The 12,815-nt window shown below is 56.8% G+C and carries 12 protein-coding genes and 1 CRISPR repeat array; of the genes, 6 read left to right on the plus strand and 6 right to left on the minus strand.

Annotation, left to right across the window (positions count from 1 at the left end; all coding sequences use genetic code 11):
• The first annotated feature begins 38 nt into the window (after window positions 1–38).
• Entirely contained in the window at window positions 39–299 is a 261-nt protein-coding gene (locus HW452_RS13055) for a hypothetical protein (RefSeq protein ID WP_224106551.1), read from the plus strand.
• Window positions 300–783: 484 nt separating this feature from the next.
• Entirely contained in the window at window positions 784–1,503 is a 720-nt protein-coding gene (locus HW452_RS13060) for an HNH endonuclease (RefSeq protein ID WP_224106552.1), read from the plus strand.
• 369 nt (window positions 1,504–1,872) lie between these two features.
• Here HW452_RS13060 and HW452_RS17575 read toward each other — a convergent pair whose 3' ends face one another.
• Both HW452_RS17575 and HW452_RS13065 read right to left on the minus strand, forming a co-directional pair.
• Entirely contained in the window at window positions 1,873–2,076 is a 204-nt protein-coding gene (locus tag HW452_RS17575; protein ID WP_263433656.1) for an SDR family oxidoreductase, read from the minus strand.
• Between the two features lie 5 nt (window positions 2,077–2,081).
• On the minus strand, window positions 2,082–2,606 hold the full coding sequence (locus tag HW452_RS13065; RefSeq protein WP_263433657.1) for an SDR family NAD(P)-dependent oxidoreductase: 525 nt from the start codon (window positions 2,604–2,606) through the stop codon (window positions 2,082–2,084).
• A gap of 92 nt (window positions 2,607–2,698) precedes the next feature.
• Here HW452_RS13065 and HW452_RS13070 point away from each other — a divergent pair, with 92 nt between their 5' ends.
• Window positions 2,699–3,064, plus strand: a complete 366-nt coding sequence (locus tag HW452_RS13070) for a winged helix-turn-helix transcriptional regulator (protein WP_224106553.1) — start codon at window positions 2,699–2,701, stop codon at window positions 3,062–3,064.
• Between the two features lie 68 nt (window positions 3,065–3,132).
• Here the strand turns inward: HW452_RS13070 and HW452_RS13075 are convergent, their stop codons facing one another.
• Together HW452_RS13075 and HW452_RS13080 are read right to left on the minus strand one after the other, a co-directional pair.
• Window positions 3,133–3,990, minus strand: a complete 858-nt coding sequence (locus HW452_RS13075) for a PhzF family phenazine biosynthesis protein (protein WP_224106554.1) — start codon at window positions 3,988–3,990, stop codon at window positions 3,133–3,135.
• Entirely contained in the window at window positions 3,987–4,178 is a 192-nt protein-coding gene (locus HW452_RS13080; protein WP_224106555.1) for a DUF1127 domain-containing protein, read from the minus strand. The genes HW452_RS13075 and HW452_RS13080 overlap by 4 nt, the downstream gene beginning before the upstream one ends.
• Window positions 4,179–4,336: 158 nt before the next feature.
• Between HW452_RS13080 and HW452_RS13085 the strand changes: the two genes are divergently transcribed.
• Window positions 4,337–5,770, plus strand: a complete 1,434-nt coding sequence (locus HW452_RS13085) for a PLP-dependent aminotransferase family protein (RefSeq protein WP_224106556.1) — start codon at window positions 4,337–4,339, stop codon at window positions 5,768–5,770.
• A gap of 259 nt (window positions 5,771–6,029) precedes the next feature.
• Window positions 6,030–8,806: a CRISPR direct-repeat array (repeat unit 29 nt; unit sequence CCGTTCCCCACAGGCGTGGGGATGAACCG).
• A 133-nt stretch (window positions 8,807–8,939) separates the two neighbouring features.
• Here HW452_RS13085 and HW452_RS13090 read toward each other — a convergent pair.
• On the minus strand, window positions 8,940–9,230 hold the full coding sequence (locus tag HW452_RS13090) for a BrnA antitoxin family protein (protein WP_224106557.1): 291 nt from the start codon (window positions 9,228–9,230) through the stop codon (window positions 8,940–8,942).
• Window positions 9,190–9,474 (minus strand): BrnT family toxin, encoded by a 285-nt coding sequence (locus tag HW452_RS13095; RefSeq protein WP_224106558.1) that lies wholly within the window; start codon window positions 9,472–9,474, stop codon window positions 9,190–9,192. Before HW452_RS13095 ends, HW452_RS13090 begins: the two co-directional genes overlap by 41 nt.
• A 115-nt stretch (window positions 9,475–9,589) precedes the next feature.
• On the opposite strand from HW452_RS13095, the gene HW452_RS17710 reads away from it, so the two are divergent.
• Together HW452_RS17710 and cas3 are read left to right on the plus strand one after the other, a co-directional pair.
• Window positions 9,590–9,796, plus strand: a complete 207-nt coding sequence (locus HW452_RS17710) for a type II toxin-antitoxin system HicB family antitoxin (RefSeq protein ID WP_425348112.1) — start codon at window positions 9,590–9,592, stop codon at window positions 9,794–9,796.
• A 283-nt stretch (window positions 9,797–10,079) separates the two neighbouring features.
• Window positions 10,080–12,761, plus strand: coding sequence for a CRISPR-associated helicase Cas3' (gene cas3 / locus HW452_RS13105; RefSeq protein ID WP_224106560.1), 2,682 nt, complete (start codon window positions 10,080–10,082; stop codon window positions 12,759–12,761).
• The last annotated feature ends 54 nt before the right edge of the window (window positions 12,762–12,815 follow it).

Below are 12,815 nucleotides of genomic sequence, written 5' to 3' on the forward strand. Positions count from 1 at the left end.
CTGGGCGTATAATAACTGTTAAGTGTCCAAGGAGATGCATGGCATTCGATCTGTATGCGGGGAGTTTAAGTGTAAGTGTTGAGCATTACGAAGAAGCGATCTTCGGGTTTGTAGACTCTGACAAGCATCGCCAGCTCAGCAGAATGAAAGATTCCTATTATAGAGAGCCAGGGTTTTCGCCTGAGCAAAGTAATGATCTGGTTCACGAGTTAATATCACTTTTGCCCGTTGTCGAGAAAAATAGAGAAACGAAATATTTGGTCCCTTTGTTGAACAAGCTTCTAGTTTTTTTAGCTTAGCGTATGTTAGTTCTGAGTAGGTGCGAAGTGAGAGTGACTAGATTGCCAATAACGCTTAATAAGGCCAGGCACAGCGACGGCTTTTTCGTTGCGGCTTCGCCTCCACTACAAAGCCGCGCGTTCTAGCGGCGTTAAAGAGCTAGGAGAATCAATATACTAAAGGAAAATCGGCACGATGGAAGTTTATTGCCATAGGTGATGATGACGAGTATATCATTGATCTTTTCACGCAAATAAACGACAAAGGGACATTTGATGACCCTCATGCTACGAATGAAGGTTTAAGAATTCTTAAAACTAGGGGGTGATGCTGACGTAGATTACTTAAGTAAAGGTAAATACGAAATCGTTCAGACGGGCGTAGTCGTTCAGTTATCTGACCCGGATGCGCCATGAACTCTTTAATAAGTGCAGGCTGTCGGAAAAATTAATCGCTTAGCTCGCAATTTGCCGCAGCTGCACGCGTTATATATTCGAGTAATTTATGAGAAAGCATCAATATCAGAGAAAAAACGAGCCAAATGGTGCAAAGTACCATTTCTTCGAGTTAGCAAATGGTGTTCGTGTTGTAAAAACAGTAGGAAATGAAGAATTTGAGCATACTTTCTCTAAGGGGGATTTTGTCCAAGGGAGAACTTTGAAAAATTTTTATTTTGATAGAGCTATAGAAAAAGGTCATGCAGTTTATGTAACTAGTGAAGAATATTACTCCTCAAATGCACAAAGTTTAGCTGCTCAAATAGACTTTATTCACAAAAATGGCACTGAAGCAAAATCGAGATTAGAGTTGGATCTGAACGAAATCGCATCCAACCCAAAAATTGGGGTTACTGAGAAAGAGAGTTTAATCAAGTCCCGACTCGGTCAGGGTATATTTCGGCAGCAATTACTTAATATGTGGGGTGGATGCTCCGTAACAGGTTGTGAAGTTAAAGAGTTACTTGTTGCTAGTCATATTGTTCCGTGGTGTATTTCCGAAGCAAATAGGTTGAATCCATACAATGGTTTACTTTTGTTAGCACACCTTGATAAAGCGTTTGAATCTGGTCTTATTAGTTTCAATAGTTCGGGAGTTATCATGATTTCACCAAAGTTGAAAAACCACCAATCAATAGGGATATGTTCGGAAATGCGTATTAAATTGAAGCCTGAGCATGAAGAGTTTCTTGAATACCATCGGACAAACGTGTACCAGAACACATAAAAAAATTTAAGAGCGATTCCCAACGCTTGGTATTTTCATTTCATCGTTAGGTTTTGTGTTTACGGTGGTATGGTTGAGGTTCGTGGGATGTTGTCCACACCTTAATTCGGAGTTAAGCGCCACAAAAGATGATATGACTAGCTGTAGGATCTCGGATTTTTAAATCGCATCTAGACATTATCCTTTAATAGCTCGAGAGCAGATTCAGCGACAGCAATTGGCATAAACGAGCAACAGCCACTCAGAAGGTTCGAGCCGACGCTGGCAGCGTTAGTTCGGCCGAACCCGCGGTGATGAAAGACTGGCAGGTCAAACGGCCTGGGTTATTCATTAAGCGGGCGGTCAATTACGCAGGGGCCGGCTTAACGGCTAAACCTGTGCGTAACCCCCATCAACGAACACCTCGCTCCCCGTCATGAAACGGCTGTCTTCGGACGCCAGAAACGCCACGACGCCCGCGGTGTCCTTGGGGTCGCCCAGGCGTTCGAGCGGGATGGCCCGTGTCATTTCGCTCAGGGCTTCGGGGGGAAGCAGTTCCATCACCTTGTCGGTTTGAGTTGGGCCCGGCGACATGACGTTTACGCGAATGCCGGTGCCCCTGAGATCATGAGCCCAACGCGCGCCAGGTTGCGCACGGCCGCCTTGGAGGCGCTGTAGATGCTCATGGCGGGGGTGCCCATGCTGCCTACCGTGGAGCCGGTGAGGATGATGGAGCCGCCGTTCTTCATCAAGGGCAGGGCCTTCTGAACGGTGAAGAGGGTGCCTTTGACGTTGATATCGAAGATATAGTCGTAGTGCTCTTCGGTGATCTGGCCCAGGCTTGCGAACTCGCCGACGCCTGCGTTGGCCACCAGTACGTCCAGCTGCCCTTGTGTTCTCCGGATCGTTTCGAAGACGCGGTCGAGGTCTTCCTGCTTCGTCACATCCCCCTGGATGCCTTCGGCGTTAGGCCCTAGTGCCTTGACCGCGCTGTCCAGAACATCCTGGCGTCGCCCCATAATGAAGACGAAAGCGCCTTCGTCGATGAGGCGTTGGGCCGAGGCCAGGCCAATGCCGCTGGCGCCGCCGGTGATGAGTGCGATTCTACCGTTTAGCCGCTTCATGTTGGGGTGTCCGTGTGTTGACTCGATTCGCTTTAACGATATATAACCCGCTTACCAATGTTCAAGTATGCACCTTTTGGTAAGTACCTATTATGGCGAAAGAAAAATCAGAAACCCCACGTTTCATTTGCGGCCTTCACGCAACGCTGCATGTGATTAACGGCAAATGGAAGCCGTTGATTCTGTTCTTTTTAAACAAGGGCCCAACGCGTTACGGCGAACTCAAGCGAAGCGTTCGCGGCGTGAGTGACAAGATGTTGATCCAGCAGTTGAAGGAGCTGGAATCCGACGGCATCGTTCGTCGAACCGACTATGGGGAAATACCGCTTCGCGTCGACTACTCGCTGACGCCTTTTGGAATGAGTTTGGTACACGCCATGGAGCCCCTTTGCGGCTGGGGCGCGGCGCACGAAGAAGACATTGCCGCCGCCATGGACCGCCGCCCAACCAGCCGATAACAAGCAAAATGAACCAACAGTAGATAAATGAGCTCCGGCGGCCAACGTGGCGGGTGACCAACTGAATATCAGCCCCGCAGATAAATCTCCCCCTTGCCCACCAGCACGGCATTGCCGCCTACCTGGACCCGTCCATCGGCCGTGGCAGTCTCGATCACGCTCGGCCTGCCCATCTCCACGCCTTGATGGATGCGCCAACTCCTGGCTTGCGAGGTAGTGGCCAGATACCCGCTTAGTGCCGCTGCGGCGCTGCCGGTCGCCGGGTCTTCGCACAGGCCATGCTCTCTTGAGAACATTCGGCTGCGAAGCGTGGCTTCGGTGTCGTCCGACGCCTCGATGACATACACATACACCTGCTCGACCCCGCTGGGCGCTACGGCTCTGGTCCATTCGGCTTCGGAAATCTGTAAGTTCTGCAGGGCCACAAGATCGGCAAGCTCGATCAAGTGAAAAGCCAAGCCACAGGAAGAAATGACGGGCGTGCCAACCACCTGATGGCGTTGCAGGCCGAGCAGGGCTGCGGCGCTGGATGGATCTAGCGGACTCGAACTGATGCTCGCGGGCCGGGCGGTAGTGAAAGTGGCCTTGCTGTCTGAAAAGCGGATGGGCAGCTTGCCGACCGGCGGCTGGAGTATCAGCGTCTGCTCGCGGCTTATCAGGCCAAGCTCGGCCAGCAGCTGGGCGGTGCCTACGGTGGGGTGGCCGGCGAAATCGAGTTCCTGGGTGGGTGTGAATATCCGCATCGGGTAATGGTTGGCTGCGCTGGCAGCACCCAGAAACACCGTTTCCGCCAGGTTGAGTTCGCGCGCAATAGCCTGCATGGTCGCAGTTTCAAGGCTATCGGCTTCCAGAAAGACCGCCAGTTGATTGCCTGCAAAGGGTGAGTCGGTGAACACATCCAGTAGCTGGTACTCGGCACGGTTCATGAGCGCTCCCGGTTGAACGTGGTGGGTTGCCAGAAGGTTCTCTTGCCCTCCCGGTGTGCCTGGGCACGGCTGATACCGATATCCTTGAGCAGCCGATCATCGAGGGTCAGCAATTGGCGGCGACTGCGGCGGCATTCGCGGTAACGGCGCAGTCGATCACGAAATCGGGCAAGGCTGAAAAGGGGCATGGAAACTCCTCCGGTGAGTGGCCTTTTCAGATTACTCGGCGTGCAATTCATGATACAGATATAGAATCATGTATTTTAAGGATACAGATTGACCTTTATTGGTCGCTGTATGCTCGTTTTAACGCTCGACTGTATGGGTGACTAAGAGAGGAAGTGCCATGACGCGCTATGAAAGAGTCGCTGCTGTATTGCGCGAGCGTATCGAGCACGGGATCTATCGCCCCGGTGAGCGCCTGCCCTCCATTCGCACCGTTTGTCAGGAGATGGACGTGGGCATCTCGACCGCGCAGGAGGCGTATCGGCAACTGATGGATGCAGCACTGATCGAGGCGCGGCCCAGGTCGGGCTACTTCGTGCTGCCTGGCCAGGCGCCAAGGGTACTGCCCTCGGTGTCCCGCCCGGCTCAGCGGCCACTGGACGTTTCCCAGTGGGACCAGGTGCTGGAACTCATCGCCACCCAGCGTGACGACAACCGGCTTTTGCTGGGTCGCGGTGTGCCCAATCTCGAATATGCGACGCTGAAGCCGTTGGCGAAGATCCTTGGCGGGCTGCATCGACGTATCGATCTGCATGGCTTCAACTACGACACGCTGATCGGTAACCGTGAACTTCGCCAGCAGGTGGCCAAGCTTGCCGTGGCCTCCGGCTGCCTGCTTCACCCGGACGACATCCTGATCACCACGGGGTGCCAGGAGGCGCTTTCCATTGCGCTGCGCACCCTGACCCAGCCGGGGGATGTGGTCGCGGTCGATTCGCCAAGCTTTTACGGCACCATGCAGATATTGAAGGCCAGCGGTTTGAAGGCGCTTGAAATTCCCACCGACCCGCAAACCGGCATCAGCCTGGAAGCGCTGGAGCTGGCGCTGGAACAGTGGCCCATCCGCGCCATTCAGGTGACGCCGACCTTCAACAACCCCTTGGGCTATACCATGCCACCTGCGCGCAAGCGTGCGTTGTTCCAGCTCGCCCAGCGCTTCGATGTGGCGGTAATCGAAGACGATATCTATGGCGATCTGTCGTTTATTCAGCCCCGGCCGCCTACCGTAAAGTCCTTCGACGATGATGGACGCGTGCTGCTGTGTAGCGGGTTTTCCAAGACGCTGGGGCCGGGGCTGCGGGTCGGGTGGCTAGCGCCGGGCCGCTACCGCGATCAGGCGCTGCACATCAAGTATGTCTCCACCGGAGCATCGGCCACGCTCCCCCAGCAGGCGGTCGCCGAGTTCGTTGCCAAGGGGCACTACGAACGCCATCTGCGCGTGGCCATTCGCCAGTACCAGCGCCAGCGCGATGTGATGATCAATTGGGTGCAGCGCTATTTTCCCGAGGGCACGGGTATCAGCTACCCCCAAGGCAGCTTTCTGCTGTGGGTGGAGCTGCCCGCCGCCGTGGACGGCGTGCGCCTCAATGAGCGTTTGGCTCGCCATGGCGTGCATGTTGCCCCAGGCTCGCTATTTTCCGCCTCCGGCAAGTTTCGCCAGTGCCTGCGTCTGAACTACGCCTTTACCCTCACGCCCGTAATTGAAACCGCGGTACGTACGGTGGGGGAGCTGGCGGGTGAAATGGTGGAAGAGGCGCGGGCATCGCTTGTCTGACAACTACGGGGCCAGCCAATAAGCGCGCTTCACGAATGCCCCCAATGAGTAATTCGTATGTCATAAACGAGATTGCTCTTAAAAAACAACGCATACTCATACCTTGATGAATGAGGCTTGGTACGATTTTTGTGGGTTTCTCCAACATATTGATTTTATTGTTCTTTAATAATGTCTTCCTGATCAAAAATTGAGCTAAACCGCTGGTGGATTTTCTGCGGCCTATTTTTATCTTGCAGAACAGTCATCTACAATTAGACCGTTCCCCACAGGCGTGGGGATGAACCGTGGTAACGGCTAAGGTCTAGCGCTGGCTGGCTCCGTTCCCCACAGGCGTGGGGATGAACCGTTAGCCTGCGGCTCAGTGATGCGCAAAACCGCCCGTTCCCCACAGGCGTGGGGATGAACCGACACTGACGATCGCGCCGGTTCGCAGCTCGCACCGTTCCCCACAGGCGTGGGGATGAACCGTGACCGTGACCGCCGCCGATATCGTCAACTGGCCGTTCCCCACAGGCGTGGGGATGAACCGCAGGTCCATCAGGGATTGTACCTGACCTTGCCCCGTTCCCCACAGGCGTGGGGATGAACCGTCTTCTTTAGATTTGCCTTTGGCGTTGTGTTCCCGTTCCCCACAGGCGTGGGGATGAACCGCGATATGCTGGCCGAGGACTGGAGGGTAGTCGCCGTTCCCCACAGGCGTGGGGATGAACCGGCCAGCGTGTTGATGATTTCAAAATGCCAAAACCGTTCCCCACAGGCGTGGGGATGAACCGGCCATAGGGCATGTTGTCCTTGCCACGACGCTCCGTTCCCCACAGGCGTGGGGATGAACCGTTATCCAGGCCACCCGACAAGGAGTTGACGCGCCGTTCCCCACAGGCGTGGGGATGAACCGCGCTGCGAGAATTCCGGGATAGGATTCTTGGGCCGTTCCCCACAGGCGTGGGGATGAACCGTCAAAGCGATTTTTTCTTTGCTCCACGACCGACCGTTCCCCACAGGCGTGGGGATGAACCGCTCTGAAATCCTCACTTCGCTGGAAGGCAAGGCCGTTCCCCACAGGCGTGGGGATGAACCGGTCAACTACCGTCGCCGTGTAACCTTCGCCAACCGTTCCCCACAGGCGTGGGGATGAACCGTGGCGTCGCGCGGATCTCGCAAGTACGGGTATCCCGTTCCCCACAGGCGTGGGGATGAACCGACGAACAAGACCGCTATTTGGCGAGCAACTAACCGTTCCCCACAGGCGTGGGGATGAACCGTTCGCACGAATAACCTTTGTGATAAGCAAGGCCCGTTCCCCACAGGCGTGGGGATGAACCGCTACCGGCCGGTGCTTTTACAGGAGACGGTATCCGTTCCCCACAGGCGTGGGGATGAACCGCAAATGGTGGACGTGACCCGCCAAGGTATTGGCCGTTCCCCACAGGCGTGGGGATGAACCGGATCAGTTGGCGAGGGCTCAAGCTTGGCGCGACCGTTCCCCACAGGCGTGGGGATGAACCGCGCTTGGACAATCATTCCGCCCACCCTTCGCGCCGTTCCCCACAGGCGTGGGGATGAACCGCAGAGCTGGCAGCCCGCATAGGGCTGTCCTGCCCGTTCCCCACAGGCGTGGGGATGAACCGCCCGCATTGGTGACGTACTACGCCGGTTGTCTCCGTTCCCCACAGGCGTGGGGATGAACCGCGTTGCGAGTGTCGGTCTGTTGCTGCGTCGCGCCGTTCCCCACAGGCGTGGGGATGAACCGTCCTTGATGAAATCCGCCTTCACGCGCTGGATCCGTTCCCCACAGGCGTGGGGATGAACCGTCGTGACCCATGGCCTGTCCAGTGCCCCAGCTCCGTTCCCCACAGGCGTGGGGATGAACCGCCGCTTACATCGCGGTTGAGCAGCTGCGAGTCCCGTTCCCCACAGGCGTGGGGATGAACCGAAATATTTGCTGACGGTATCTACAACGTTGAGCCGTTCCCCACAGGCGTGGGGATGAACCGGCCGTCTACGTTTAGCGCGACCGGATCAGCCACCGTTCCCCACAGGCGTGGGGATGAACCGTCTGGGTGTCAGCGGTGGCGATATAACCGGCCCCGTTCCCCACAGGCGTGGGGATGAACCGCACGCCTTCTGGTAGATGCTTACGCAGCTTTGCCGTTCCCCACAGGCGTGGGGATGAACCGCTGGTAGACTGATGGCTATCGGTCCTATCGAGCCGTTCCCCACAGGCGTGGGGATGAACCGCTGTTAACGATGTAGCGATACTGAGCATCGGCCCGTTCCCCACAGGCGTGGGGATGAACCGCCCGCCGGTGAGGGCGGGCAATGGTTGTCAAGCCGTTCCCCACAGGCGTGGGGATGAACCGTTCTCGTACATTATTTCGTATTGTCTGATTTGCCGTTCCCCACAGGCGTGGGGATGAACCGTTCGTCCTTTATGTATGACATGAGCCACTTGACCGTTCCCCACAGGCGTGGGGATGAACCGGTGCTTGGCGGTGCGCAGCTTGGTGAACATGGCCCGTTCCCCACAGGCGTGGGGATGAACCGCCGGAGGTTAAAGAGTAATGCACCTGGTCAGCCCGTTCCCCACAGGCGTGGGGATGAACCGCCTGCATAACCGGCCGGATCAGTGCCGCCCATCCGTTCCCCACAGGCGTGGGGATGAACCGGCACGCAAAGAGCGCATCGAGGCCCTGATCCACCGTTCCCCACAGGCGTGGGGATGAACCGCCGTCGGGCACCTCGATGCCGAGCATATCGAGCCGTTCCCCACAGGCGTGGGGATGAACCGATGCCAGCGCAGGCAGGATGTTAGTTTTTTTTGCCGTTCCCCACAGGCGTGGGGATGAACCGCGTTTTTCAGCGGTATATGGCAGCAAATTAAACCGTTCCCCACAGGCGTGGGGATGAACCGCCCCAGCGCCAACTGGGGCTTTTCTTTTGGGTCCGTTCCCCACAGGCGTGGGGATGAACCGGACATGTCGTTGTGGGTCACATAGAACTTGGACCGTTCCCCACAGGCGTGGGGATGAACTGTATATATAAAAAGGAAAGGTTTGACATCCTCCCCTCCCTTTAGGGAGGGGAGGATGTCAAAAACAAAGGCGTTTGGTTTGGACTGAGAGAGCGCTGAGCTAAACCATAAATTCCGCGCCCTCTGCCATCATCCTCAATTAAGATCGTGAACACTATGCTCTTTCAGATATTGGCGTAGTGCTTGATTCATGCGGGTTTGCCAGCCCTTGCCCGTTTGCCTAAAGGCTTCCACTACATCTTGGTCATAGCGAATTTTTACAGGCACTTTCCGTTCACTTACAGGAATAGGGGGGCGGCCACGACCGCGTTTCACCAACGTATTCCCCTGGTATTGATGTGCGTCCTCAAACCACGCCTCTGTAAGTTCGGGGGCATCGTCTGGATCAAACCAGGTGCTGTTCGTATCGTTGTCTTTCGCGTTCATTGCCGTACCTCATGGAAATAATGCGGCGCTTCTTTCCGCGTTGTGTCCAGACAATCACGGTGACTTTGCCGGTGAGCTTACCCACTGTGATAATGCGTTCTTCACCGTAGTCTTGGCGATCATCCACCATTGATAGCGTTTTCCCGGCAAAAACAGTAGGCGCATCGTTAAAGTCCAGGCCGCGATGTTGCAGGATGTCTTGCTGTTTGCGCAGGTCGTATTCAATCTCACTGCCTGGGGCCATCGGAGTCTCCTCATCCTATTAATTATTGTACCCCCGATAATTTGTTAAGCAAGCGGTGCTCCAGCGTTTAGCGAGTTAAAACCACCACCCTCACAAAACTCAAGATAAGGCGAATATTTGTTATCTAACTGCAGATTTCTCCCCATATCTCCCCTTCTGTTATAGCCTCTTTCTTGAAACTCCAGATAATGCCGAAAAGGTGAATGTGACGCTGCCCGGTCATGTCATCCGCCAGATCGACAAATACGTTACTACGCACGGCATTAAAAGCCGCTCTGTGTTCATTGCCTCGGCGGCATTGGAAAAGCTGACCCACGCGTAACGAATAACCTGGCTCAAAGAGAAAGGCGTATTTATGTAGCGACGCTGAAGCTGTAGGCCAAACGTGAAAACCGCTCTCGACCGAGAGCGGTTTTTTTTATGATGACGCAACGCGTTCAACCATTAGTCGTTTTGGACCTTCCTTTCAACTTGCAGACACGCTATCGTCGGTTTTAGTCAGTTCGCTAATTTTAATGAGTTAACGTGACAGCTGGGGCAATCGCCAATCTCCATTTTGGTAGCTTCAATGTGCGTGGCTGCCAGCCAGATAAGGAGAGAACATTTTGACTACGCCGACTCGATCTTCACGCCTGCCGACCTATCACCGCTACGCGGGCAAGGCGCTACCGGGCCAGTCGGGAGACGCCTGCCATCTGCTTGCCTGGCACAGCCTGGACGTCGCGGCCGTCGGCTGGCACTTGCTGGCACCCGAGCGTTCCCTGACAAAGCAGCTGGCTGCGCAGCTGGGTATCGAGCCCGAGCCGCTGCGGCGGCTGCTGGTGTTTCTGCTGGGCCTGCATGATCTCGGCAAGTTCTCCCGGGCTTTCCAGGAAGTGCTGAAGCTCGCGCTCGATGGCATGGTTCAGCCGCAAGGCAAACCCTACAAGCAGCGCCACGACCGGTTGGGCGTGCTGCTCTGGGACAACTGCTGGAACACCTGGCGCAAGGATGGCGCATTGCGCTGGCCTGAAGATAGTACGGCGACCAAACGCAAACTGTGGACGCCCATGGGCTACCTGCTGGCGCCGTTTTTCGGTCACCATGGCCAACCCGTGGCCACCGGCCAACTGACGTTTGCAGACTTTTTCGTCGACGACGGCGAGCTTGAGGATGCGACCGCCGCCGGCGATTTCGTCGACGACTGGGCCGCGCTGGTCGAGCCATACTGGCCCGTCGACCAGCTGCTGGATGAAGAATGGCTTGAGCGTTTCAAGACGCTGAGCTGGACGGTAGCGGGCTGGGCGACGCTCAGCGATTGGCTGGGCTCGAACCGGGACTATTTTCCTTACTGCCAGAAGCCCATGGCGCTCGCCGATTACTGGCCACGAGCGCTCAAGCAAGCTGAAGCGGTACTGGACGCCACCGGCTTTGCCCGCCCGCCGGAGCCAGTGCCTTACGCCGGGCTCGCCCACTGGTTTTCCGGCAAGGTAACGCCGACCCCGCTGCAGCAGAAGGCGGAAAACCTGCCGCTTCAGGCCGGACCGCAGCTTTTCATTCTCGAAGACGTGACCGGGGCGGGAAAGACCGAAGCTGCCTGCATCCTGACCCAGCGGCTGCTGGCCGATGGTCACGGTGAAGGGCTCTATTTCGCGCTGCCCACCATGGCCACCTCCAACGCCATGTACACCCGGCTGGGGGATCTTCATCACCGCTTTTACAGCGCTGCCTCAAAACCCTCGCTGGTGCTTGCCCACGGCGCGCGCGCACTTAATGAAGCGTTTGAGCGATCCATCGCACAGCCCGACCACGACGACTATGCCGCCATGGACGCCAGCGCCTCGACCCAGTGCAACCGCTGGCTGGCGGACTCCAATAAGAAGGCGCTATTGGCCGATGTGGGGGTAGGCACCATCGACCAGGCACTGATGGGTGGCCTGCCGTTTCGTCATCAGTCGCTGCGCCTGTTGGGGCTTGCGCGCAAAGTGTTGATCATCGACGAAGTCCACGCCTTCGATCACTACATGCAGACCCTGCTGTACCATTTGCTGGCCCACCACGCCCGCCAGGGCGGCAGCGCCATTCTGCTGACGGCCACGCTCCCCAAAGCCATGCGCGAAGCGCTGGTCGCGGCCTGGCGGCATGGTCTGGACGCCGCTCCCAGCGCGCTGGAAGTAACGGATTACCCGTTGCTCACTCACTGCGGAAAAAATGCGACCGACGAAATCTCGGTCAATACACACCCGGAAGTCGCGCGCCGTGTGGCCATTACGTGGCTTGAAAGCGAAGATGAAGCCATCGAACGCGTGCTGGCTGCCGTGGCAGCGGGGGAGTGCATCGTCTGGGTACGCAATACCGTCGACGACGCCATTCGCGCCTATCAAGCGCTACGCGAACGCCACCCCGACCCCGAACGCTGCCTGCTCTTCCACGCGCGCTTTGCCATGGTGGACCGCCAGCGGATCGAATCCGAGGTAATTCGCCGCTTTGGCAAGGAATCCACACCGACCCTAAGAAGTGGGCAAGTAATTGTCACAACGCAGGTTTTCCAAGAGAGCCTCGATTGCGATGCTGACCAGATGGTCAGCGACATCGCGCCCATCGATCTTTTGATTCAGCGCGCCGGGCGGCTGCAGCGCCATCAGCGCGGCGAACGCCCCGCCCCCGTGCTACAGGTGCTGGCGCCTGCCTGGAGCGATACCCCCAGCGCCGATTGGCTGAGCCAAGCGCACCGCGGCACCCAGGCCGTTTACAAGGACACCTCGCTGATCTGGCTGACCCAACGGGTGCTGCGCGAGCGGGGTGCCATCGTGATGCCGGGCGAGGCGCGCACCTTGATCGAGGGCGTTTACGCTGCCCCGACGGACGATCTTCCCGAGGCGTTTGACCTGGCGCACTTCGAGCGCACCGGCATGGATAAACAGGCGATCTCGATGGCCACCCACAACGCCTTGAATCTGGAAGACGGCTACCGCCTCGACGGCGACTTCGACCCCTGGCAAGAAGAGCGCGAGACGGGCACCCGGCTCAGCGACGAGCAAAGTGTCGAGGTCGTTCTACTCAAGCGCCGTGGAGAGGAACTGGTGCTCTGGGTAGAAGATCACCGCCACGCCGACCGCCTGAGCCGATGCCGCCTGAGGGAGAGCCAGGTCAAGAAACTGACACCGCTGCCGGGGCACTATACCGAGCAGTGGGAAGCGCTACAGCAGCGTCATCGCGGGCTGCGCTTTGTTCATCCCTGGCTGCCGGAAGAAGACGATACCTGTAGTTACGATGAGCAGTGGGGCGTGAGTTTTGAACAAAAATAGACATTGCTATTTTACTGAAAGGCAAGTGAGACAAGGTAATTAAACAAGCACGAT

The organism is Vreelandella aquamarina, assembly GCF_020075495.1.
GTDB lineage: Bacteria > Pseudomonadota > Gammaproteobacteria > Pseudomonadales > Halomonadaceae > Vreelandella > Vreelandella aquamarina_A.